Genomic DNA, 24,728 nt, shown 5'->3' on the forward strand with positions numbered 1-24,728 from the left:
ATATGTTTAAAAAGACCTTATTAATGTTTTTAAGTTTATTGCTGGTGACAGTCATGGGAGTGGGGGCCTATGCCTGGACTATTTATGATCAATCTACTGGGGAACTCTCGAAGACCTATAAGAGTCTGGGAGGAGAAACAGATGTTATCTCTGCTACGAAACCTATGACGATTCTCCTGATGGGAGTGGATACAGGTAGTGGCTCTCGTGAAGATACATGGGCTGGAAATAGTGATAGTATGATTCTACTGTCTGTCAATCCAACAACTAAGAAGACAGTTATGATGAGTTTGGAAAGAGATATTCTTACCAAGTTCAAGGATAAAGATGGTGAAACAGTTGAGGCAAAATTAAACTCAGCCTACGCTTCAGGCGGTGCTAAGTTGGCTATTTCCACTATCCAGGAGATGATGAATATTCATATCGATCGCTATGTTTTGATTAATATGAAGGGCCTTGTTCAATTGGTGGATGCTGTCGGGGGCATTACAGTTAATAATACCTTTGATTTTCCTATTTCCATCGAAGAAAACGAACCAGAATACACAGCTAAGATTGAGCCGGGTGTTCAAAAGATTAATGGGGACCAAGCCTTGGTATACGCTCGGATGCGCTATCAAGATCCAGAAGGAGACTATGGTCGTCAAAAACGCCAACGTGAAGTTATCAAAAAAGTTGTTGAGAAGGTTCTCAGTTTAAATAGTGTGAGTCACTACCAGGCCATTTTGAAGGCAGTTAGTTCAAATATGCAAACCAATATTGAATTAACATCTGGAAGTATACCTCAGCTTTTAGGCTACAAGGATGCTTTCAGACGAATTGATAGCCAGCAATTACGAGGCGAAGATGCGACTCTAGCTGATGGTGGAAGTTACCAAATCGTGACACGAGACCACTTGTTAGAAATGCAAAATATCTTGCGTAAGTCACTTGGATTAAGTACTTTGTCAAAATTAGAGACCAATGCAGTCTTGTATGATGAAATAGATGGAAGTGGTGGGCCTTCAACAAGTTCTTCTGCTGGCTATTCTTCGTCCTTATCGGATGCGACGGACACAGAAACGACTTATTCAAATAATACTTACTCTTATTCAACTCCGGCTAGTACCAGTCAGGGGAATACAATTACATCACCTAGTTCAGTGGATCAGACGGCAACAGCAACGCCTACGACCCAGGAACAATCTACTGCGACTGGAACAGAAGCGCAATAATAACAAAGAGTCAAGCTTTCAGCATTTGAAAACTTGACTCTTTTTAAATCTAATTATTTTTTTGTTTGATAGGAGAAGATTCCCAAATATCTTGAATTTCAGCAAATCTTGCTTGCGCTTCTTGGTTAAAAACATTGATCTTATATTGGAGGTCTTTGCTTATATCTTCCAGTGTGCTTTTTTGCTCTCTTAGGTAACTTAAGTTAGCTTGGATTTCAGATAGGCTGTCTTGTGCTTTGTGTAATAGTTGGCCAGTATCACTGATTTCGTCTGTAATGCTTTCGCGATTTTTTACCAGTAAGTAACTAGTGACGGCTGCTCCGGTAAAGAGAAAGAGGTTAGATAATTTCATTATAAGCCTCCTAATCTATAGCTTGAGAAATTTCTGCTGCCAAGCGACTTAGTTCAGAAAAGTCAGGTTCATGAGCAACAAAGGTTAGTTTTAAATCGTCATTTTCATCATAGCGTGGCGCTAAATGAACATGGGTATGAAAAACAGTTTGGCCAGCAATTTCTTCGTTATTATTAATGATATTCATGCCTGTCGCACCAGTTGCCTTCATAACTTTACGGGCGATTTGAGGCACACGTTCGAAGAGTTGACTAGAACTGCTTCCGTCCATCTCCAGAAGGTTACGAAAGTGTTGCTTTGGGACAACAAGTGTGTGACCAGGCGTTACTTGTGAAATATCAAGAAAGGCTAGGACGGCTTCGTCTTCATAGACTTTAGCCGCAGGGATGTCTCCTGCAATAATTTTACAAAAAATACAATCTGTCATAAAATGCACCTCTTTGGCTAGATTTTGATATAATAGAGGAGACTGCAATACTGAGCTTATCGTCTTAAAAAGGAGACGTCTTGTTGGCTCAAAAGCAGTACCCACAATACAGTTATTATACCAGAAATTGGAGAAAAAATGTTAGAAATAAAAGGGCTTACAGGTGGCTATGTCAATATTCCTGTTTTGAAAGATATCAGTTTTGAAGTTGGAGACGGTCAGCTTGTCGGACTGATTGGTCTAAACGGAGCTGGAAAATCAACAACCATCAATGAAATAATCGGCCTATTGACGCCTTATCAAGGGGAGATTTTGATAGATGGTTTGAGTCTGAAGTCAGACAGGACAGCCTATCGCAAAAAGATTGGTTTTATCCCTGAAACACCGAGTCTCTACGAAGAATTAACCTTGAAGGAACATATCGAGACGGTTGCTATGGCCTATGACATTGACTCGCAAACAGCTATGGATCGAGTGGATAAATTGCTTCAGATCTTCCGTCTTAAAGACAAGTTAGATTGGTTCCCGGTCAATTTCTCAAAGGGAATGAAGCAGAAGGTTATGATCATCTGTGCCTTTGTGATTGACCCTAGTTTGTTTATTGTGGATGAACCCTTTTTAGGATTGGATCCTCTGGCCATCTCTGATTTGATCGAGCTCTTAGCAGAAGAAAAGGCTAAAGGAAAGTCTATCCTGATGAGTACTCATGTGCTTGATTCGGCAGAGAAAATGTGTGATTCTTTTGTTATCTTGCACAAGGGTCAGGTACGGGCTAAAGGAAATTTAGCTCAGTTGCGAGAAGAATTTTCATTGCCAGATGCAAGTCTCAATGAAATCTATCTAGCTTTGACAGAAGAGGCAACCCTATGAGAGAAGTATTTGCTAAGCGCAAACTGGATTTTCGGAATCAGTGTGTCAAATATCTGCGCTATGTTCTGAATGACCACTTTGTTCTATTTTTAATGGTTTTCTTGGGTTTTACAGCGGTTCAATACAGCCAGTTGCTTCGCAATTTTCCTAAAAATCATTTGCCTATCTGGCTAGCCTTAGTCTTCCTATCATTAGGCCTGATTTTTATGGGCAGGATTGCTACCTATCTTGAAAAGCCAGATAGCCTCTTTCTTTTGGCTAAGGAAGAAGAAGTCCGTGTCTATGTCGGAAAACAAAGGCGAAATTCTTTTATTCTTTGGGGAATTTTGCAAACCTTGGTTTTGCTTCTCTTGGCACCTCTTTTTCTAGCTTTAGGTATGCCTATATGGGGATTTGCTCTATATTGTTTGTTCCTATTTGCTTTGAAAGCTCTAGTATTTCAATGGAAAAGTCGGAAATTCTATTTGCAGGAAGGGCTTGATTGGAAGTCTCTAATTGCCTACGAAGAGAGACGCAAACAGCGAATTTTGCAATTTTTTGCTCTCTTTACGAATGTTAAGGGAATATCAAGTAGCGTAAAAAGACGAGCTTATTTAGATTTCTTGACCAACCGCCTGTCCAAGAACCAAGAGAAAGTTTGGGACAATCTCTTCTTGCGTTCTTATTTGAGAAATGGGGACTTTTTTGCTCTTAGTCTACGTTTGTTGATTTTATCATTGCTGATTATTATTTTTCTACCTCAAAGCATGATTGCAACAGTCTTTGTCGGTCTTTTTCAATATCTCTTGCTCTTTCAGCTTCTAGCCCTGTATGATGCTTATGATTATCAATATTTAATCAAACTCTTCCCTCTAGAGGAAAGTGCAAAGGTTAAAGGAGCTAAACGAGTTATCACTAGCATTGGAGCAGTCGTATTGCTCGTAGAATTATTGGCAGCTCTGCTATTCTTTAAAGAAAAAATAATGGTCCTTTTTATCTTGCTTGTATTCCTGATACTTTACGCAGTTTATCTACCTTACAAGCTTAAAGGATTGGTTGACGAAAGGGCTTAAAACTAGTAAAATAGATTGGAAACTTTGATGGAGGGTAAGAATGGACTTGAACGATAATGAACTGACCCTAACGCCTATAAATGGTAAGAGCGGGAAGGCTTATATGGGCAGTTATCCTGATGGAGAGCGTGTATTTGTGAAGATGAATACGACTCCGATTTTAGCAGGGCTTGCTAAGGAACAAATTGCTCCGCAACTTCTATGGAGCCGCCGTCTTCCTGATGGCAATGTGATGACTGCACAAGAATGGCTGTCTGGTGAAATTTTAGGGCCGGATGGTTTGGAAAGAAAGCAAATTTTTGATATTTTAATCCGTCTGCACCGGTCACGGCCACTAATGACTCAGTTGACAAAACTAGGTTACGCTTTAGAGCATCCTAATGATCTCTTAGATAACTGGGTAGAAAAAGTGCCTATGGCCTTGAAGAGCAACCAGTATTTACAGTCCATCATTGCAGACTTACGTAAAAACTTGCCTGCCTTCCGAGAAGATTACGCAACCATTGTGCATGGAGATGTGCGTCATAGTAACTGGGTAGAAACAAGGAGTGGATTGATATACCTCGTTGATTGGGACTCTGTCCGCTTAACAGATAGAATGTTCGACGTGGCGCATTTGCTCAGTCACTATATTCCAGAAGCACGTTGGGAAGAATGGCTGATTTATTATGGCTATAAATACAATGAAAAGGTTTTAGAAAAGCTCTACTGGTACAGTCAGTATAGCTACCTTTGCCAAGTCGCTAAGTATTATGAGAATAACGATTTAGAAAATGTGAACCGTGAAATTTATGCTTTGCGCAATTTCCGGGCCAAATACAGAAAGGAATCATGAGAGTAAGAAACCGCAAGGGGGCAACTGAGCTTCTAGAAGCCAATCCCCAATATGTCGTCTTAAACCCAGCTGATGCCAAAGGGAAATGGCAGGAGCTTTTTGGTAATGATCACCCGATTCATATTGAAGTTGGAAGTGGTAAAGGAGCCTTTATTACTGGTATGGCCAAGGGCAATCCAAATATCAATTATATCGGAATTGATATCCAAAAATCAGTTCTCAGTTACGCTCTTGATAAGGTCTTGGCAACCGATGTTCCTAATATCAAATTGCTCTGGGTGGACGGTTCTGATTTGACCAACTATTTTGCTGACGGGGAGATTGATCGACTGTATTTGAATTTCTCTGATCCCTGGCCCAAAAAACGCCATGAGAAACGTCGCTTAACCTATAAGTCTTTTCTGGACACCTTTAAGCAGATTTTACCTGAAAAAGGAGAAGTCCATTTTAAGACAGACAATCGTGGTTTGTTTGAGTACAGCCTGGTCAGCTTTTCTCAGTATGGTATGAAGCTGAAGGGAGTCTGGCTTGACTTGCATGCGAGCGACTTTGAAGGAAATGTTCTGACAGAATATGAACAAAAGTTTTCTAGCAAAGGGCAGGTTATTTACCGAGTAGAAGCAGTATTTTAATAAAAAATGCTGAAAAGGCCTCTATCTCTTGCTTTTTAAAGAGAGGAGTGCTATAATACAGTTTAGTGAATATTAGAAAGTGAGGCGGAGATCATTCTTCGCCTCTTATCTATGAGGAGGTGCAGTCTTATCGCAACAATTGTAGAGTTAGTAACAGCAGTGATTGAGCCAGCTATTACAGCGCCATTTGAATTGGTAGATGTAGAGTATGGCAAGATTGGGAGCGACTATGTCCTAAGTGTTTTTGTGGACAAGCCAGAAGGAATCACCGTCAATGATACAGCTGATTTGACGGATATTATCAGTCCCTTACTGGATACGATTAAGCCGGATCCCTTTCCTGAGCAGTACTTCCTTGAAGTGACTAGCCCCGGCTTAGAAAGGCCGCTTAAGACCAAAGAGCAGGTCGAAGCAGCAGTTGGTCAATATATTCATGTTGGTTTGTATAAATCCTTGGACAAACAAAAGGTATTTGAAGGGACCTTGCTCCAGTTTAAAGAGGATGTTCTGACCTTAGAATATATGGACAAAACTCGTAAGAAAGAAATTGACATTCCCTATAGTCTTGTTTCCAAGGCAAGACTCGCTGTTAAGTTTTAGAAATAAAAGAAAGGATTGCTTTTGCCTAGCAAAAGCTAAGAGAACATGAGTAAAGAAATGCTAGATGCTTTCCGCATCTTAGAAGAAGACAAAGGTATCAAAAAAGAAGACATTATTGACGCAGTTAAAGAATCTCTTCGTTCTGCTTATCGTCGTCGTTATGGTCAAGCGGATAGTGCTTTGATTGATTTCGATGAGAAAAAAGGAGACTTCCACGTTTATACAGTTCGTGAAGTAGTTGACGAAGTCTTTGACAGTCGTTTAGAAATCAGCTTGAAAGATGCGCTTGCTATTAGTTCTGCTTATGAACTAGGAGATAAGATTAAATTTGAAGAAGCTCCTGCTGAGTTTGGTCGTGTGGCCGCTCAGTCTGCTAAACAGACTATTATGGAAAAGATGCGCAAGCAAACTCGTACCATTACTTATAACACTTATAAGGAACATGAAAATGAAATCATGTCAGGTACAGTAGAACGCTTTGACAACCGCTTTATCTATGTGAACCTAGGTAGTATCGAAGCCCAACTTTCTAAACAAGATCAGATTCCTGGCGAAGTCTTTGCTTCACATGATCGAATCGAAGTTTTCGTTTACAAGGTTGAAGACAACCCACGTGGAGTGAATGTCTTTGTAAGTCGTAGCCATCCTGAAATGATTAAACGTCTGATGGAACAAGAAATCCCAGAAGTTTACGACGGAACTGTAGAAATCATGAGTGTGGCTCGTGAAGCAGGAGACCGTACAAAGGTTGCTGTGCGTAGTCATAATCCAAATGTAGATGCGATTGGTACAATCGTTGGTCGTGGTGGAGCTAATATCAAGAAAATCACTAGCAAATTCCACCCAGCAAAATACGATGCTAAGAGCGACCGTATGGTTCCTGTTGAAGAAAATATTGATGTTATCGAATGGGTAGCAGATCCAGCTGAATTCATCTACAATGCTATTGCACCAGCTGAAGTGGACCAAGTTATCTTTAACGCAGAAGATAATAAACGTGCTCTAGTGGTCGTTCCAGATAATAAACTATCATTGGCCATTGGTCGTCGGGGACAAAACGTTCGCTTGGCAGCTCACTTGACAGGCTATCGTATTGATATCAAATCAGCCAGTGAGTTTGAAGCTATGGAAGCAGCTAATGAATTGGGTGGCTTTGGAGAAGTGGCAGAGGAAGTTGTCTACGAAGATGATGCAAATCAGACCTATACGGACCAGGCAATGGAAGAAATGGCTGCAGCAGCACTAGCAACAGACCTTGAAGAAAGCGAAGTTACAGAGCTAGACTAAGGGGGCAAGCATGGCAAAAACACGAAAAATCCCTTTAAGAAAATCAGTTGTTTCAAACCAAGTGATTGACAAACGTGATTTACTGCGAATTGTTAAAAACAAGGAAGGTCAAGTATTTATTGACCCAACCGGTAAGGCAAATGGCCGCGGCGCTTATATCAAACTGGATAACGAAGAAGCGCTTCAAGCTAAAAAGAAACAAGTCTTTAATCGCAGTTTTAATATGGAAGTGGACGAAGCTTTCTATGATGAATTGATTGCTTATGTTGATCACAAAGTGAAAAGAAGAGAGTTAGGTCTTGAATAAACAACAAGTCGCAAATCTACTAGGTCTGGCACAAAGAGCAGGACGGATTATTTCTGGTGAAGAATTAGTCGTTAAGGCCATTCAAGAAGGAAAGGCCAAACTGGTTTTTCTAGCCCATGACGCTGCTCCAAATTTGAGTAAAAAAATTAAAGATAAAAGCCACTATTACCAAGTAGATGTATCAACCGTGTTTTCAACACTGGAATTGAGCTCTGCGATTGGTAAAGCAAGAAAAGTGCTTGCCATCACAGATGCTGGTTTTACAAAGAAAATGAGGTCTATTATGCAATAGAACAGGAGGACAAGGATTTGTCTAAAAAAAGATTATACGAAATCGCAAAAGAACTGGGAAAAGAAAGTAAGGAAATTGTTCAGCGGGCAAAAGAGCTAGGCTTGGATGTTAAAAGTCACTCATCTAGTGTTGAAGCTGCTGCTGCGGATAAGATTGTGGCCAGTTTTGCTTCTGTAAAAAAGGCAGTTACTGGTGCTTCTGATGCCAAAGCAAAACCAAGTACTGAACCAATAAAAACAGAGGTGACACCGTCTAAGCCTGCAAAGGATAAGACTGAACAGGCAACAAACAAGCCGTCACCTAGCCCAGCATCATCTCCTAAGCCTGTGGAAAAAGCTCCAGCACCTAAGCAAGAGCAAGCACAAGGAACTGCTGCTCCAAAAGTTACACGTCCACAAAGCCGTAACTTTAAAGCGGAAAGAGAGGCACGGGCGAAAGAGCAAGCAGAGCGTCGTAAACAACAGGGTCAACAAAGACCGCAAGGAAACCGCAATGATTGCAACGATCGCCGGAATAACCAAAACGATCGTAATGACCGTAATAGTCAAAATCGCAATGATCGCCGTAATCGTCAAGAGCAAGGCAATCAACATCGCAATCAAGGTCAATCACAATACAATCAACAACGCCAGTCCTTTAACCAAGGGCCTAAGATTGACTTTAAAGCGCGGGCAGCAGCCTTGAAAGCTGAGCAAAATGCTGAGTATGCCCGTTCTAGTGAAGAGCGCTTCAAACAGGCTAAGGCTAACAAGGAAGCTTTGCGGGAGCAGAATAAGCGTAAAGAACAAGCTAAATTGGAAGATTTATTTGTAGAAGTAGAATCTCCAAAACCTACAGCGCAAGCACCAGCAGCACCGGCTCCAACAACTCAAGAGCCTGCTGTAGATACGCGTCGGAAGAAACAAGCACGACCAGATAAGGAACGTGATAACTTTGATCACGAAGAAGATGGTCCAAGAAAACAACAAAAGAATCGAAGCAGTCAAAATCAAGTGAGAAATCAAAAGAATAGTAATTGGAATAACAATAAGAAAACGAAAAAAGGCAAAAACAATCGGAATAATAATGCGACTCCAAAACCTGTTACAGAGCGTAAATTCCATGAATTGCCAACAGAATTTGAATATACAGACGGCATGACCGTGGCAGAAATTGCAAAACGGATCAAACGTGAACCAGCAGAAATCGTTAAGAAGCTCTTTATGATGGGCGTTATGGCAACACAAAACCAATCTCTTGATGGCGATACTATTGAACTCCTTATGGTAGACTATGGTATCGAAGCTAAGAAGAAGGTCGAAGTTGACACTGCTGATATTGAACGTTTCTTTGTCGAAGAAGGCTACATCAATGAAGATGCTTTAGAAGAACGTCCACCGGTTGTAACTATCATGGGTCACGTTGACCATGGTAAAACAACGCTCTTAGATACACTTCGTAATTCACGCGTTGCGACAGGTGAAGCGGGAGGAATTACTCAGCATATCGGTGCCTACCAAATCGTCGAAGGTGGCAAGAAGATTACCTTCCTAGATACGCCAGGACACGCGGCCTTCACATCTATGCGGGCTCGTGGTGCTTCTGTTACGGATATCACTATCCTGGTCGTTGCAGCTGATGATGGCGTTATGCCTCAGACTATTGAAGCAATCAACCACTCAAAAGCAGCGAACGTTCCAATCATTGTTGCTATCAACAAGATTGATAAGCCAGGTGCCAATCCTGAACGTGTTATCGGTGAATTGGCAGAGCATGGTGTTATGTCAACAGCTTGGGGAGGAGACTCTGAGTTTGTAGAAATCTCAGCTAAGTTTAACCAAAATATCGATGAATTGTTGGAAACAGTCCTTCTTGTAGCAGAGATCCAAGAACTTAAGGCTGATCCAACAGTCCGTGCCATTGGTACCGTTATCGAAGCCCGTTTGGATAAAGGAAAAGGTGCTGTTGCGACCTTGCTTGTCCAACAAGGTACCTTGAACGTTCAAGACCCTATCGTTGTCGGTAATACCTTTGGTCGTGTCCGTGCGATGACAAATGATTTGGGTCGTCGTGTCAAAGTGGCTGGTCCATCTACACCAGTTTCTATCACAGGTCTGAACGAAACACCAATGGCTGGGGATCATTTCGCTGTTTATGAAGATGAAAAAGCTGCGCGTGCAGCCGGTGAAGAACGTGCCAAACGTGCCCTTCTCAAGCAACGTCAAGCTACTCACCGTGTCAGCCTTGAAAATCTATTTGATACCCTTAAAGCGGGTGAAGTGAAGTCTGTTAATGTCATCATCAAAGCCGATGTACAAGGTTCTGTTGAAGCCTTGGCTGCTTCCCTACAAAAGATTGAAGTAGAGGGCGTGAAGGTAACCATCGTCCACTCAGCAGTTGGTGCTATCAATGAATCAGACGTAACCTTGGCTGAAGCTTCAAATGCCGTTATTATCGGTTTCAATGTCCGCCCTACTCCACAAGCTCGTCAGCAAGCGGAGTCTGATAGCGTTGAAATTCGTCTCCACAGCATCATCTACAAGGTTATCGAAGAAGTGGAAGACGCCATGAAGGGAATGCTGGACCCTGAATACCAAGAAAAAATTATCGGTGAAGCCCTTATCCGTGAAACATTTAAGGTTTCTAAAGTTGGTACCATCGGTGGATTTATGGTTGTCAGCGGTAAAGTTACCCGTGACTCTAAGGTCCGTGTGATTCGTGACGGCGTCGTGATCTATGACGGCCAGCTGGCTAGTTTGAAGCACTTCAAAGACGATGTCAAAGAAGTTACGAACGGTCGTGAAGGTGGTCTCATGATTGAAGGCTATAATGATATTCAAGTAGATGATACCATTGAAGCCTATATCATGGAAGAAATTAAAAAATAAAAGAGAAACCCTGAAGCTTTTAAGTCCGTATTCATGAGATAATTCTTGATGGGAATGGCTGATTCTACGGAAATCTTACATCAAGTCATTTCTCAAAATGAGACGGCTAGCTTCTATCACCAAATAAAAATAAGCTAGGCTCAGCCTAGCTTATCTTACAGAGAAAGAAATAGAAAGGAAATCCAATGGCAAATCATTTCCGTGTGGACCGGGTTGGGATGGAAATCAAGCGCGAAGTCAATGAGATTTTGCAGAAAAAAGTCCGCGATCCGCGTGTCCAAGGCGTGACCATCACTGATGTGCAAATGCTGGGTGATTTATCAATGGCCAAGGTCTACTATACTATTATGAGTGATCTGGCATCAGATAATCAAAAAGCACAGTTGGGACTTGAAAAAGCAACTGGAACCATCAAACGTGAGTTGGGCCACAATTTAAAAATGTATAAGATCCCTGACCTGACTTTTGTAAAAGATCAGTCAATTGAATATGGTAACAAGATTGACCAAATGTTGCGGGATTTAGATAAATAATAGAGAAAAGACCTTCTGTGGTCTTTTTTTCTTGCACAAAATAGTATAGTTTTTTCATTTTTTTTGAAAAAGGTCTTGTGACTTTGATGATTATTCTATAAAATATAAAAGGAATACTTCGAAAGAGGTTTTAGGAGGCAAAGGATGTCCATTAATTGGCAAGATATTATTTTTAACTTTTTAGGTGGTTTGGGACTATTTCTTTATAGTATCAAGATGATGGGTGATGGTCTGCAACAAGCCGCTGGTGATCGCCTACGTTATTTTATCGATAAATATACCAGCAATCCTATCTTAGGTATCCTGGTTGGAATCGGGATGACAGCTCTTATTCAATCCAGCTCAGGCGTGACAGTCATCACTGTCGGGATGGTAAGTGCTGGGCTTCTGACCTTGCGCCAGGCCATCGGGATTGTCATGGGGGCAAATATTGGAACAACAGTGACTTCCTTCATCATTGGTTTTAAGCTGGGGGAATATGCCCTTCCAATTCTCTTTGTCGGTGCTGTCTGTATATTCTTTACTAAAAACCGTACTATAAACAATATCGGTCGGATCCTCTTCGGGGTCGGAGGGATATTCTTTGCACTAAATCTGATGAGCGGAGCGATGGAACCTCTTAAGGATTTACAGGTCTTCAAAGATTATATGATTCAGCTCAGCAAAAATCCAGTCTTGGGAGTCTTTGTCGGAACAGGATTGACTTTGCTGATTCAGGCTTCATCTGCTACGATTGGTATCTTGCAAAATCTATATGCTAGTGATTTGATTAGTCTTCAAGGAGCCCTACCGGTGCTTTTTGGGGACAATATCGGGACGACCATAACAGCTATTATTGCTTCCTTGGGTGCTAATATTGCTGCCAAACGTGTTGCAGCATCTCATGTGCTTTTTAACGTTTTTGGGACCTTGGTCTGTCTACTCTTTCTTGGGGCCTTTACCAATATGGTTCAGTGGTTCCAATCGACCTTGCATCTATCGCCTGAGATGACGATTGCTTTCTCTCATGGTGCCTTCAACATTACCAATACCATTATTCAATTCCCACTGATTGGTTTTCTTGCTTATATAGTGACCAAACTAATCCCTGGTGAAGATGAAGTTGTTAAGTACGAACCGCTATATCTGGATAAGATCCTAATCAAGCAAGCGCCGTCACTAGCCTTAGGAAATGCTAAGAAAGAATTGCTTCATTTGGGAAGCTACGCTGTCAAATCTTTTGAACTGTCCTATGATTATTTGATCAACCATACTGAAAAATCTGCAGACAAGGGTCATAAGACGGAAGTGGCCATCAATGCTATTGACGAAGAACTGACACGTTATCTCATTGATCTTTCTGGAGAACAGCTGAATCAAAAAGAAAGTGAAGTCTTAACCAATATCCTAGACTCTTCTCGAGATTTGGAGAGAATTGGGGACCACGGTGAAGCCTTGCTTCAACTGACAGACTACCTGATCAAGAAAAAAGTTATCTTTTCAGAAGCTGCCTTGGAAGAATTAGAAACGATTTACCAAATGACCTTGGATTTTATCAAGGATGCCTTGCAGTCGGTCGAAGATAATAATATTGAACTGGCTGACAGTCTAGAAGAAAAGCATACGAAAATTGATCAGCTGGAGCGTAAGCTTCGCAAAACCCACATTTCGCGTCTCAACCGCGGAGAATGTACACCACAAGCTGGGGTCAATTTTATCGATATCATTTCTCACTATACAAGGGTTGCGGACCATGCTATGAATTTGGCTGAAAAGGTCCAAGCAGAACAAATATAGACAGGAAAAGCTTCCTGTCTTTTTAATATAATAATTTTTTATAAAATAGGTCTATACCATTTACAAATAAATGGGAAAGGTTTATAATATAGATGACATAATCAATGAGTACCAAATAGGGAGAAAGTTAGTCTATTTGGACAAAATCTGGAGGTTATATTATGCCTAAATATATTAAAGCTGATCAATTTTTCTATCCTCAAGGAATCCGTCAAGGCGGTTATTTAGAAATCAAAGATGGCAAATTTGGAAAGTTGGTCAAAGAAGTTCCTGCTGATGCTGAAGTGATTGATTACACTGGTTATTCTATTGCACCTGGTCTAGTAGATACCCACATTCATGGCTTTGGCGGAGTGGACGTCATGGACAATAACATCGAAGGCACCCTTCATACCATGAGTGATGGTCTTTTGACAACAGGGGTTACGAGCTTTTTACCAACTACTTTGACTTCGTCTTATGAGCTTTTGCTGGCTGTGACAGAAAATATCGGTGCCCGCTACAAAGAGGCTACTGGTGCCAAGATTCGTGGTCTATATTTTGAAGGACCTTATTTCACAGAGAAATATAAGGGAGCGCAAAATCCTTCCTACATGAAAGATCCTTGTATGGATGAATTTCGTGCTTGGCAAAAGGCCTCAAATGGCTTGCTGAATAAGATTGCCCTTGCGCCTGAACGGAATGGTGTCGAAGAGTTTGTTCGCACGATTACTGACGAAGGTGTGACAGTAGCACTCGGCCACTCTGATGCAACCTTTGACCAAGCCAAGGCGGCAGTGGAAGCTGGTGCTAGCGTATGGGTACATGCCTATAATGGTATGCGTGGCCTGACTCACCGGGAGCTAGGTATGGTTGGCGCCATGTATGAGCTTCCTCATACCTACGCAGAGTTAATCTGTGATGGCCACCATGTGGATCCTAAGGCTTGCGATATTCTGATCAAGCAAAAGGGCCATGAAAATATCGCTCTCATTACGGACTGTATGACAGCTGGTGGTCTGGAAGACGGTGATTATATGCTGGGTGAATTTCCAGTGGTTGTGGCAGATGGGACTGCCCGCCTTAAATCAACAGGCAACTTAGCTGGTTCAATCTTGAAATTAAAAGATGGCTTGAAGAATGTTGTCAAATGGGGCATTGCCAATCCTCACCAAGCCGTCATGATGGCTAGCCTGATTCCAGCTAAATCTGTTCATATTGATGATGTTTGCGGTCAGATCAAAGAAGGTTATGATGCAGACTTTATCGTATTAAATGATGACTTGGACCTAATTGCCACATACTTGGATGGTGAGAAAAGATTTGAAGTCTAATCATACAAAAGTCTCCTAACTAATTAAAGAAAGAGCAGGTCTGCCTGTTCTTTCTATTTTTTTAAGCTGAGAAAATAAATTTGAATCAATATGAAATGATGTATTCATGATATAATGATATCAACGAAATAAACAGGAGTGAAACATGAAAAAGATTGATTATAAATTTACCCTCATGGGTGTGGTCTTTCTTCTTTTTGGCTTAGCGATGAGTCGTATTCTGATGATTGTTGCTGGAGCCGCTTTTATCATCTATAGTTTTATTAGCAAGGGCATGGCACCGACCAAGAAAAATATCTTTAAACCAGGGCCTATAGTCCCTAAGAAGAAAAAGAAGGACTAGCTCGAATAATAGACGACTATTTCTCAACAGAGCGATTTAGCTCTTTGAGGATCTCATAAATAATAGATGGAGGATACCTATGGAAACGTACCTTTTAAACAATGGCGTGAAAATCCCAGTGCTTGGTTTTGGGACATGGAAGGCTAAGGATGGTGAAGAAGCTTATAAGGCAACCTTAGCCGCTCTCAAGGCAGGCTATCGTCACATCGATACGGCAGCTATCTATAAGAACGAAGAGAGTGTCGGACGGGCAATCAAAGACAGTGGCATTCCACGGGAAGAGCTCTTCATCACGACCAAGCTTTGGAATGACAACCATACTTATGAGGAGGCTCAGGAGGCCTTTGCCCAATCAATGGAGCGGTTGGGACTGGACTATCTGGATCTCTATCTCATCCACTGGCCTAATCCCAAACCTTTGAGAGAGAACGATGCTTGGAAAAAGCGCAATGCTGAAGTCTGGCGTGCCATGGAAGATCTCTATGAAGCTGGGAAGATTCGTGCAATCGGCGTCAGCAATTTCCTCCCTCACCACTTAGAAGCCTTGCTTGAAACAGCGCGCATCAGGCCAGCAGTCAATCAAATCCGCCTGGCTCCAGGTGTCTATCAGACAGAAGCGGTGAATTTCTGCCGTGAGAGCAACATTTTACTGGAAGCTTGGGGACCATTTGGCCAAGGTGAACTCTTCCAAAATCCTGACGTACAGGCTGTGGCTGACAAGTATGGCAAGACCATTGCTCAAATCGCCCTAGCTTGGAGCTTGCAGGAAGGCTTCCTGCCTCTTCCTAAGTCGGTCACTCCGAGCCGAATTGCCAGCAACCTGGACTGCTTTGACATTGAGCTAGATGCTGCTGACTTAGAAGTCCTCAAAAATATCAGTGGCCTGGCCGGTGGCGCACCAAATCCTGATGAAATGGATTTTTAGATGAAAATCCGATTCTATCGCAGCTCAGATAGAGAGGCCTTGCAGGCTTACCAATTAACGGACTTGAGATTTACCAATCATCCTAAGGAGGCTGTAGCTGACTTAGAAAATCGCTATGCCATCGTAGGCCTTGAAGAAGATCAAATCGTAACCTTTCTGATCTTGGATGCTGGAGAAAAGAAGTACACTTATGGCGGTCAGCCAGATAGCCTGCTCCTTCGGAACTTTTCGACGGATGAAGACTTTCAGATGCGAGGATACGGTAGTCAGACTTTAAAGCTCCTGCCGGACTTCATAAGAGAGCATCTGCCCATGTATAAAAGTATCATCCTAGGCGTCAATGAGAGAAATCAAGTCGCTTCCTATCTCTACCGAGAGACCGGCTTTAGCAAACAGCCCCAGCGCATATTAGGACCAGCAGGCTGGCAAGAAGTCTATGAATTAAAAATATAAAGTCATCCCCAGCTTGAAAAGAGCTGGGGATTTTCTTACCAGGCCATGGAAACGCTATAAAATCAAGCCTTTCTATGCTATAATGAAACATAGAAGAATAAAGTGAAGATCCTCATGTAAAGCAAAAGGAAATCAAATGAAAACAAGCCAAGAATTAGAAATTGAAAAACAGTTGATCCAGCAGTTGGCATCTGGAGAAAGCCAGTGGACCTATCGGAAAGATCTTAAGACAGAGGACCAGTTGTGGGAGAATTTTTTTGAGAAACTAGCTCAAAATAATGTCGCCATGTTAGCGGATCATCCCTTGACTGATCAAGAAAAACACCAAATCAAGAATCAGCTCAACTTTGTCAGCTATTATGAGGCGGCCAAGTGGCTAGCGGGAGAAAATGGCATTGCCAAGGTAGAGGTTCAGCGCGAAGATGCTAGTCTAGGTACCATCCGTCTAGCGGTCATCTGGCGGGACAATATCGCTGCTGGAAAGTCTAGCTATGAAGTAGTCAACCAAGTCGAGCGAGACAAGGCATACCCTCAAGATCAAGACAGACGAATGGATGTGACTCTTCTGATTAATGGACTTCCTATGATTCACATTGAGCTCAAGAGTCCAGGAGTTGGATTTTTGAAAGCTTTTTATCAGATAGAAAAATACGACCGTGAAGGCAAGTTCCGTGGCATCTACTCGAGTTTGCAGATGTTTGTCGTGACCAATAAGGTCGACACTCGCTATATCGCTGCAGCCCGTGAAAATAAGCTAAACAAACAGTTTCTGACCAAGTGGGTGGATAAGGACAACCGGCCTGTGACGGATCTGACTAGCTTTGCCCATGAGGTCCTCTCTATCCCTCGGGCCCATCAGATGGTCATGCAGTACTCGGTCATCGACGATAGCAAGAAAGCCCTTATCCTCCTGCGTCCTTATCAGATCCATGCCATTGAGGCAGTACAGGACGCTTCTCGCCGTCAAGAGTCGGGCTATATCTGGCACACGACAGGTTCAGGGAAGACCCTGACCTCTTACAAGGTGGCCCGCAATCTCTTGCAAATCCCTGCCATCCAAAAGACCATCTTTGTCGTCGACCGTAGAGATCTGGATCAGCAGACAACCTCGTCCTTCCTTTCTTATGCGGCCAATGATGTCATTGATATTGATGAGACGGATAATACTCACGAACTAGTCAAGCGTCTAGGGGGCAATGACAAGCGCGTGGTAGTCACGACCATTCAGAAAATTACGACCATGATGCGCAAGTTTGAAGAAGGCAAGTACCAGCGGGATGCTGGGAAAATCAAGGACCTGCGAGTGGCCTTTGTCGTGGATGAGTGTCACCGAGCTGTCACTCCGCAAATGCAAAAGGAGATCAAGGCCTACTTCAGAAACTCTCTCTGGTACGGCTTTACAGGGACTCCGATTTTCAAGGAAAACAAACGAAAACAAGTGGGAGACTTGGCTCAAACAACCCACCAACAGTATGGCAACCGCCTACATGAATACACAGTTAAAGAAGCCATCCATGATGGAGCGGTTCTGGGCTTTAAGGTAGACTACCGCAATACTATCATCTCTGATATGCTGGAGGAGGAGATTCCTGATAGTGCTTATGAGGACAAGGAACACATGCTAGAAGTCCTGTATGCTATCCTCAATAAGAGCCAACAACAGCTCAATATCCCTAAAGGAGTTGGAAAAAGCTATGACGCTATTTTGACGGTCAAGTCCATCCCACAAGCACAGGCTTATTATAATCTGCTCAAGAGTATCATGGCTGGCAAGGAGCGGATCAAAGTCTCCGAGCGGGTCAGACGTCATTTGCCGGATTTTCCAAAGTTTACCATCACTTACTCAGTGTCTGAAAATGAGGAAGAGTCTATCGGCTACCAAGACCATATGAAGCAGGTCATGGAGGACTACAACCAAGAGTTTGGTACGCATTTTAGACTAGCGGATCTGCGGGGCTTTAATACCGATGTCAATAATCGTCTGGCCAGAAAGCAGGACAAGTACCTCTATCGCAATGAGCAGTTGGATCTGGTCATCGTGGTTGATCGTCTCTTAACCGGCTTTGATGCTCCTTGTCTCTCCACTCTCTTTATCGACCGCAAGCCTATGCGTCCACAAGACTTGATCCAAGCCTTTAGCCGGACCAATCGCATCTTTGATGACAAGAAGCGCTTCGGCCATATCATCACCTTCCAGCGCCCTCAGGCCTTTAAGGAAGCTGTCGACAATGCCCTCAAGCTCTACTCCAATGGGGGAGAAAATGAGGTTTTGGCTCCAAGCTGGGAAGAAGAAAAAAGCAACTTTCTATCAGCTTGCGGAGAATTTCAAGCGCAAGTTACGGACCATGAAGAAGAAGGAATCGCTATCGAGCAAGCTAGTACGGCTCAGCTACGTAAAATAGCGAAATCTTACCAAGCCTTTGATAAATATCTGGCCTCTATCCGAGTCTACAATGAATACAAAGAAGAGGAGATTTACCAAGAGACTGGCTTGACGAATGCCAAGCTAGAAAGCTACCTAGGTCTCTATCAAAACATTCTAGCGGAGCTTAAAAGCCGTGTAGATGACGATGATCAAGATGATCCGCTGGATATTCACTATGAACTAGAGTCAGTCCAGGTCGATGAGATCAACTATGCCTATATCTTGACTCTCATCCAGAGTATGATCCAGCAGGATGACAATGTAGCAGAGCCCCTTAGTGACAAGGATATTGCTGCCGTGGATGGTTATATCCAAGGCTTGAATAGAACCAATCCAGGACTTGCGACAATCATCCAAAATCTTTGGACAGAAGTGCAGGCAAATCCAAAACTTTACCGTGGTTTGTCCATCACAGGTGTCTTAGATAATATGATTGAGACGGTGATTGATAAACATATCTCTAACTTTGTCAAAAAATGGTATGTCGGAGAGGACGAGCTTCGCTACTATGTCCAGCATTACCGCAAAGGCGCTAAGAAGCAAACAGGTGAAAGCCAGCTGACCAAGAGCCAACGCTATAAAGACTATAAGGTAGAAGTAGCAGACGCCCTCAATCCACTCAGCTACAAAAAACAAATCAAAGAAGCCTATACCCAACTGATCGAAGAGGTAATTGAACCTCTAAGAGTGGGGAGGTAGGGGGGAAAATATGCTGAACTTTGATGTTGAAAATTTTTAAATAATCTAAGATAAAATCAGTTAAAAACTGAAACGAGGATAAATTTATGGTTACTACTATTATAGATTTGGAACAAATTAAATTTGAAGATTCTGAGACTCCACTTTTTGAGGGTAAAGAATTAGAACTGTCTTCAAAAAATTTTATTTTTGCAAGAAACGGATCGGGTAAATCAACATTAAGTAAAGCAATTTATAATCAAAAACAATCGGAATTTGAAGTACATATTTTTAATGGCTTTGATTCTTTGATAGGAGAAAATGAGAATCTAGATGCTTTTTCATTAGCGGTTAATGCAAGTGAAAAAGAAGCAGAAATAAAAGAGTTAAAAGAAAAAATTACAAAAACAGAACAGGACTTGTCTTTTGTTAAAAAAATACTTGTTGAAAAAAATGGTGAGAATGAAGAACCAACTTTGCATGATGAGTGCATAGAGAAAAGAAGAGTGTTTAATGAACAAGATAGGAAAATTCAAAATTTTTATAAAGATTCGGCCAGAACTATTTCATTAAAAACGGATCCTGTTATTGTAGATAACCCAAGGTCGTATAATAAAAAAATTTTTGAATCAGAAATTAAAAATGCCTGTCGTTTAGAGGAAACTGATATAAATCTTTATAGGAAGATATTGCAGAGCGTTCCGAAAGAAATTGCTCCCATTAGCGAGAAGAAAATTAATTTTGAAAATTATATAAAAGCTGTCAATGAAATTATTTCAAGTAAAGTCGTTGAACGAGTCCTTATTGGTAGATTAGACAACCAAAGAAAAATTAACTTCGCTAAAGAAGGATTGGAAATCCATAAAGAAGAAAACATATGTTCGTTTTGTGGGAATGAACTTTCTGATGAAGTATTGATGGAGTTGGAGAGATATTTTTCAGCAGATGAGGTGAAGGAACTACAAAATCGGATTAAAGTTGGTAAAGAAAAAATCTCTAACTTGCTTAATGAGATTGCGACAAGTGACAAGATAAGTACCGATGATTTTTTTCCAGATCTTAAAGACGAGGTTGAAAAAGAAAGTGAGAAAGTGAATGAGTCTTTAGCAGAGCAGAAATCCTATTTAGAGATATTACTTAAAACATTAGAACAGAAAGAGAGCAATCTCTTTGTAGAAAGTGAAGAGTTAGAGTTATTTGTGCCCAATAATGTGAATTATGGTGAAATAAATAGACTTATTGAAATACACAATAAAAATGTTTTAGATATTAAAAATAAACAGAAAGACGCTAGAGATGCAATTCGATATCATGAAATAAAATTGTTACTTGAGGACTTCCAATATGATTTAAGAATAGAGAGACTAACTGTTCTTAAGAGAGAAAAAGAGGAAAAAGAATTAGTTTATAGTCAAAAAGAAATTGAAAAGAAAGAATTGGAACAAAATTTAGCTGAATATCGAAGTCAGGTTGATAAATTAAAACCAAAAGCAGAAAAACAAGCTATTGAGAGAATAAATAAAAAACTTCGGTTAAAAGTTTCTTGGGAATTAGATCATGTAGACAATGAAAACCTTGGTTATTACAGAATAAAAGAAGGGGAACGATATAGAAGTGTAAAACAATTGTCAACGGGTGAGAAAAATGTCATTGCATTTTTATATTTTATTGAGCGTTTGGAGGAAGTTAAAGAAGGGAGTAGGAAGAAAAAAATAATAGTTTTTGATGATCCAATGAGTTCGAATGATGATAAAATGCAATATCTAATTATTTGGGAACTACAAAAACTTTATCAATGTAAAGACAAGGATAAATTCGATGTAAATAGAGATTTAATGGTGATCTTAACTCATAATATCCATTTTTATTTAAATGTTCAACCTCATGGTTATTTTAAAGATGAATCTGGTAGGACAAAATATGATAAGAATAATTTTTATCGTATTGATCATCACGAGTTTATCAAAATTTTAAATGAAAAGGAAGATTTTAAAACAGGGTATGAGGCTCTTTGGGTAGAACTGAAGGATTTGTATGAATGTGGTCATGAACTCTCAATGTTGAATACGATGAGAAGGATAATAGAAACTTTTATGAAGTTTAATGCATTGAAACAGGATATTTTTTATCAAGACAATGAGCAGTATTTGAAATTGTTTAATGTCAATTCTCATGGAATAGATGATCCATCTGCAGTTCAATATACAGAATCTAAAGATGAAATGAGAAATCTTTTTTATCAAATTTTTAAAGATAATCAATATGAAGAGCATTTCAAACACTATTGGAATTTTGATACTAGCTGTTAAATAAAGTTTGGGAGTATGAATGAAATTAAAAGAAAAGTATAATGTGCCTTTAATTAGGTTCGATTATTTTAAAGAAGAATGGGATGAAAAGCGGTTTAAAGATTTTACCAAATTGTCTCAAGGTCTACAAATTGCAATTTCTAGTAGATTTTTAGAAGATGGAGAGCATAGATATTTTTATATTACAAATGAATTTTTAAATCCAAATTCTACAAAGAAATATTATATAGAGTCTCCATCTGAGAATGTTATTTGCACTGTAGATGATATTTTAATGACTAGAACTGGAAATACTGGGAAAGTAATTACAAATATTTCTGGTGCATTTCATAACAATTTTTTTAAGGTTGATTATGATAAATTTGAAACTTCTAAAATGTTTTTATATTATTTGTTAACATCAAATGATATTCATAAAGAGATCATAATTAGAGCAGGGAACTCAACTATACCGGATTTAAATCATAGCGATTTTTACTCTATAAAAACCTCAGTTCCATCTTTAGACGAACAATCCGCTATCGGCTCCCTCTTCCGTACCCTCGACGACCTTCTTGCTAGCTACAAGGATAATCTCGCCAACTACCAATCCCTCAAGGCGACCATGCTCTCCAAGATGTTTCCCAAAGCTGGACAGACAGTACCTGAGATTCGTTTGGATGGATTTGAAGGTGAGTGGGAAAGGGTGAATCTTGAAACTTCTACAGTACGTTTAAAATCTTTTTCACTTTCAAGAGATGTTGAAACAAAGGAGAATACTGGTATGAGGTATATTCATTATGGAGATATTCATACTGGTAGAGCATCCTATATAAACGATGAAAATGTGCTCCCATTTATTTCAAAAGATTTAAAAATTACTGAGTTCTTAAAAAAAGGTGATTTAACTTTTGCAGATGCCTCTGAGGATTATAAAGGGATAGCGGAAGTTTCGTTATTAGCTGTGGATCCAAAAGATAATGTAATAGCTGGACTTCATACAATTTCATTAAGACCGAACAAAAATTTGGACTCCACATTCTTATATTATTTGTTTAAAACTCAAACATTTAGAAAATATGGTTATAAAGTTGGAACAGGTATGAAAGTATTTGGAATTAGTCCGACTAATTTAATGAAATATGAATACTATCATCCTTCTCTTGATGAACAACAAGCCATCGGTTTCTATTTCTCTAACCTCGATAATCTTATAAAATCTCACCAAGAAAAAATTTCTCAGCTAGAAACACTCAAAAAGAAACTCTTGCAGGATATGTTTATATAAGGAAAAGATATGAATAGACCTATTGAAGAATTGATTGAAAAATTAGAATCTGAAAAGCAACGACTTAAACAAAATTTTGAAGATTTTATTTTTTATAGTCATTTACGTGATTATGAGGAAGTTGAATATAATAACCAATATAATGAAGTAAATGGTTCGTTATCAGATCTAATCGAAATAATTAAGAAACAATTAAATGATGAATTTTTATCTGATAATGTAACAGAAAAGTACAAAAATCTACGTGATAATTGGCTAAAAAGAATATCTAGTTGTTATGGTAAAGATATTCATACTTACGAATCAAACTTACCTCAAATTTTAGAAGATTTTAAAATAATTAAACTTTTCTCTTTCATTGCTAAAATAGATTCTACTACTGTTATTATAGGGGCTAATGGAGCAGGAAAAACAAGTCTTATTAATGAATTACGGAAGAATAGTATAGATGAGATGTATGTTTTACCTGCCCAGAAGCTACTGTATTTTGTTTTAAAGATTCATGATCGTAATGAAATTACTAGAGAAAGATATATTCAAGATTTAAAAGAAGTTGATCTTAAATATGAAACAATTGATTTGTATCCAGCAAAAATTGAAAATGATTTTTCAAATACGTTTACTAAATTGATAACATTGTTGGTAAAAGACTACACAAACATAGTTACTCGTAGATCAAGAAAAGAAAAAAATTTACCTTTAACTTTATTGGATAGAGTGGAACAAATATGGAATCAAATTTTCCCAGAAATAACATTTAATCCTGAACCTGATAATAGAGTTTTAGAAGTTGTAAGAAATGGGTCTAAATATAGTATAAATGGGCTTAGTGATGGAGAACGTTGTATATTGTTTTATATTGGGAATGTCCTTTTAGCTCCAGAAAATAGCTATATTGTTGTTGATGAACCTGAGACTTTCTTAAACGCTGCTGTCTATAATGAATTGTGGGATTTGCTTATATCAGAGCGATCGGATTGTCAATTTGTTTTTGCTTCACATAATATGGACTTTGTCCAATCTAGAACAAATGCAAGTTACATTTGGTGTAAGAAATTTGAAGCGCCATATGATTTGGAGTATCAAGTTTTGGAAGGTACACAAGAAATGCCTTTATCCTTATTAACTGAAGTATCTGCTACAAAGAAGCCTATTCTATTTTGTGAGGGAACTAAAACTAGCATAGACTATCAGATTTATTCTAAATTATTCAGCGAATTTTGTTTTGTAAAACCTGTAGAGGGACATAAACAGGTCATCCAGCATACAAAAGCTTATAATAATTTAAAAAAAATGCATGGAAATAAAGCATATGGTATTATTGATGATGATTGGATGGAGAAGGCACGAATTGAAAAATATAAAAAGAATAATATTTTTGTTCTACCTCTTAATGAGATAGAGATGTTTCTAGTAGATGAAGCAATAGTGCAATCGGTTTTGGAGTCTGATGATCAGGATAAAGAGCAAAAATTTAATAAATTCAAAGAAGCTACTATAAATTCGTGTATAAAAAATAAAGATAAGATAATAAGTATCGCCTTAAAAAAGAAACTTGATGAATTTATGGAAGGCCATTTTATAGAGAAAAATAAACCAACAAAACATGATGCTCAAAAATTTTTAGAAGGTTTAGTAACTAGATTCGATGTAATTTCAACAGTTGAAACTATAACTTCTATTGTTGAAGAAGCTTTAGGTTCATCGAATTTCTCATCAATTTTAAAGATTTGTAACCTAAAAAAAGAAATAATCAATCAACTAGGAAATACTGTAATCACTCGCGATTTTAAAAATAAGGCATTAAGTAAGATTGCAACAGATTCTGAGTTACAAAATATATTGAGAACTAAATATTTTAGTGAACTTGTAACTCTACTAAGTCATAGATAAACATGGTTTATTTGTATTATTCTCCAGCTTTAATACTAAAGAAACTCTTACAAGATATGTTTATCTAACCTTCAAAAA

General features: G+C 39.6%; 21 protein-coding genes and 2 pseudogenes. 21 read left to right on the plus strand and 2 right to left on the minus strand.

The window, feature by feature from the left end:
- Nucleotides 1–2: 2 nt before the first annotated feature.
- Entirely contained in the window at nucleotides 3–1,214 is a 1,212-nt protein-coding gene (gene lytR, locus HMPREF2780_RS04885) for a glycopolymer--peptidoglycan transferase LytR (protein WP_045634227.1), read from the plus strand.
- 49 nt (nucleotides 1,215–1,263) lie between these two features.
- Here lytR and HMPREF2780_RS04890 read toward each other — a convergent pair whose 3' ends face one another.
- Together HMPREF2780_RS04890 and HMPREF2780_RS04895 are read right to left on the minus strand one after the other, a co-directional pair.
- Nucleotides 1,264–1,566: a hypothetical protein gene (locus HMPREF2780_RS04890; protein WP_008808540.1), complete on the minus strand. Its 303-nt coding sequence runs from the start codon at nucleotides 1,564–1,566 to the stop codon at nucleotides 1,264–1,266.
- A gap of 10 nt (nucleotides 1,567–1,576) precedes the next feature.
- Nucleotides 1,577–1,993, minus strand: coding sequence for an HIT family protein (locus tag HMPREF2780_RS04895; RefSeq protein ID WP_045634226.1), 417 nt, complete (start codon nucleotides 1,991–1,993; stop codon nucleotides 1,577–1,579).
- Between the two features lie 138 nt (nucleotides 1,994–2,131).
- Between HMPREF2780_RS04895 and HMPREF2780_RS04900 the strand changes: the two genes are divergently transcribed.
- The 20 genes and pseudogenes from HMPREF2780_RS04900 to HMPREF2780_RS04990 all read left to right on the plus strand — a co-directional run bounded on the left by HMPREF2780_RS04900 (nucleotide 2,132) and on the right by HMPREF2780_RS04990 (nucleotide 24,650).
- Nucleotides 2,132–2,863, plus strand: coding sequence for an ABC transporter ATP-binding protein (locus HMPREF2780_RS04900; RefSeq protein ID WP_105026274.1), 732 nt, complete (start codon nucleotides 2,132–2,134; stop codon nucleotides 2,861–2,863).
- Nucleotides 2,860–3,915: an ABC transporter permease gene (locus HMPREF2780_RS04905; protein WP_105026275.1), complete on the plus strand. Its 1,056-nt coding sequence runs from the start codon at nucleotides 2,860–2,862 to the stop codon at nucleotides 3,913–3,915. Before HMPREF2780_RS04900 ends, HMPREF2780_RS04905 begins: the two co-directional genes overlap by 4 nt.
- 40 nt (nucleotides 3,916–3,955) lie before the next feature.
- The gene (gene ccrZ / locus HMPREF2780_RS04910; protein WP_008808544.1) at nucleotides 3,956–4,750 is read left to right on the plus strand and encodes a cell cycle regulator CcrZ; all 795 of its coding nucleotides are present in this window, start codon (nucleotides 3,956–3,958) and stop codon (nucleotides 4,748–4,750) included.
- Complete coding sequence (gene trmB / locus HMPREF2780_RS04915; protein ID WP_105026276.1) at nucleotides 4,747–5,382, plus strand: tRNA (guanosine(46)-N7)-methyltransferase TrmB; 636 nt, start codon at nucleotides 4,747–4,749, stop codon at nucleotides 5,380–5,382. The genes ccrZ and trmB overlap by 4 nt, the downstream gene beginning before the upstream one ends.
- Before the next feature lie 111 nt (nucleotides 5,383–5,493).
- Nucleotides 5,494–5,982 carry a ribosome maturation factor RimP gene (gene rimP / locus HMPREF2780_RS04920; RefSeq protein WP_012000044.1) on the plus strand — a complete coding sequence of 163 codons (489 nt, stop codon included), beginning with the start codon at nucleotides 5,494–5,496 and terminating at the stop codon, nucleotides 5,980–5,982.
- A gap of 45 nt (nucleotides 5,983–6,027) precedes the next feature.
- Complete coding sequence (gene nusA, locus HMPREF2780_RS04925) at nucleotides 6,028–7,269, plus strand: transcription termination factor NusA (RefSeq protein ID WP_105026277.1); 1,242 nt, start codon at nucleotides 6,028–6,030, stop codon at nucleotides 7,267–7,269.
- Nucleotides 7,270–7,279: 10 nt separating this feature from the next.
- Nucleotides 7,280–7,576, plus strand: a complete 297-nt coding sequence (rnpM, locus tag HMPREF2780_RS04930; protein ID WP_008808548.1) for an RNase P modulator RnpM — start codon at nucleotides 7,280–7,282, stop codon at nucleotides 7,574–7,576.
- On the plus strand, nucleotides 7,569–7,868 hold the full coding sequence (locus HMPREF2780_RS04935) for a YlxQ-related RNA-binding protein (RefSeq protein WP_008808549.1): 300 nt from the start codon (nucleotides 7,569–7,571) through the stop codon (nucleotides 7,866–7,868). Before rnpM ends, HMPREF2780_RS04935 begins: the two co-directional genes overlap by 8 nt.
- 17 nt (nucleotides 7,869–7,885) lie before the next feature.
- A pseudogene (locus HMPREF2780_RS11905) lies at nucleotides 7,886–8,015 on the plus strand (translation initiation factor IF-2 N-terminal domain-containing protein); the annotation flags it as partial.
- Between the two features lie 491 nt (nucleotides 8,016–8,506).
- A pseudogene (infB, locus tag HMPREF2780_RS04940) lies at nucleotides 8,507–10,735 on the plus strand (translation initiation factor IF-2); the annotation flags it as partial.
- Nucleotides 10,736–10,920: 185 nt separating this feature from the next.
- The gene (rbfA, locus tag HMPREF2780_RS04945) at nucleotides 10,921–11,268 is read left to right on the plus strand and encodes a 30S ribosome-binding factor RbfA (RefSeq protein WP_008808551.1); all 348 of its coding nucleotides are present in this window, start codon (nucleotides 10,921–10,923) and stop codon (nucleotides 11,266–11,268) included.
- A gap of 144 nt (nucleotides 11,269–11,412) precedes the next feature.
- The gene (locus tag HMPREF2780_RS04950; protein WP_105026279.1) at nucleotides 11,413–13,044 is read left to right on the plus strand and encodes a Na/Pi cotransporter family protein; all 1,632 of its coding nucleotides are present in this window, start codon (nucleotides 11,413–11,415) and stop codon (nucleotides 13,042–13,044) included.
- 161 nt (nucleotides 13,045–13,205) lie between these two features.
- Nucleotides 13,206–14,357: an N-acetylglucosamine-6-phosphate deacetylase gene (gene nagA, locus HMPREF2780_RS04955; RefSeq protein WP_105026280.1), complete on the plus strand. Its 1,152-nt coding sequence runs from the start codon at nucleotides 13,206–13,208 to the stop codon at nucleotides 14,355–14,357.
- Nucleotides 14,358–14,502: 145 nt separating this feature from the next.
- The gene (locus tag HMPREF2780_RS04960; protein ID WP_008808554.1) at nucleotides 14,503–14,700 is read left to right on the plus strand and encodes a hypothetical protein; all 198 of its coding nucleotides are present in this window, start codon (nucleotides 14,503–14,505) and stop codon (nucleotides 14,698–14,700) included.
- 79 nt (nucleotides 14,701–14,779) lie between these two features.
- Nucleotides 14,780–15,625 (plus strand): aldo/keto reductase, encoded by an 846-nt coding sequence (locus tag HMPREF2780_RS04965; RefSeq protein WP_105026281.1) that lies wholly within the window; start codon nucleotides 14,780–14,782, stop codon nucleotides 15,623–15,625.
- The gene (locus HMPREF2780_RS04970) at nucleotides 15,626–16,078 is read left to right on the plus strand and encodes a GNAT family N-acetyltransferase (protein WP_105026282.1); all 453 of its coding nucleotides are present in this window, start codon (nucleotides 15,626–15,628) and stop codon (nucleotides 16,076–16,078) included.
- 136 nt (nucleotides 16,079–16,214) lie between these two features.
- Nucleotides 16,215–19,202, plus strand: coding sequence for a type I restriction endonuclease subunit R (locus tag HMPREF2780_RS04975; RefSeq protein WP_105026283.1), 2,988 nt, complete (start codon nucleotides 16,215–16,217; stop codon nucleotides 19,200–19,202).
- 86 nt (nucleotides 19,203–19,288) lie between these two features.
- The gene (locus tag HMPREF2780_RS04980) at nucleotides 19,289–21,490 is read left to right on the plus strand and encodes an AAA family ATPase (protein WP_105026284.1); all 2,202 of its coding nucleotides are present in this window, start codon (nucleotides 19,289–19,291) and stop codon (nucleotides 21,488–21,490) included.
- Nucleotides 21,491–21,509: 19 nt separating this feature from the next.
- The gene (locus HMPREF2780_RS04985; protein WP_105026285.1) at nucleotides 21,510–22,757 is read left to right on the plus strand and encodes a restriction endonuclease subunit S; all 1,248 of its coding nucleotides are present in this window, start codon (nucleotides 21,510–21,512) and stop codon (nucleotides 22,755–22,757) included.
- Between the two features lie 9 nt (nucleotides 22,758–22,766).
- Nucleotides 22,767–24,650, plus strand: a complete 1,884-nt coding sequence (locus HMPREF2780_RS04990) for a DUF4435 domain-containing protein (protein WP_105026286.1) — start codon at nucleotides 22,767–22,769, stop codon at nucleotides 24,648–24,650.
- The last annotated feature ends 78 nt before the right edge of the window (nucleotides 24,651–24,728 follow it).

Origin of the sequence: Streptococcus sp. HMSC062B01 (assembly GCF_001811085.1) — a bacterium.
Classification (GTDB): Bacteria; Bacillota; Bacilli; order Lactobacillales; family Streptococcaceae; genus Streptococcus; species Streptococcus gordonii.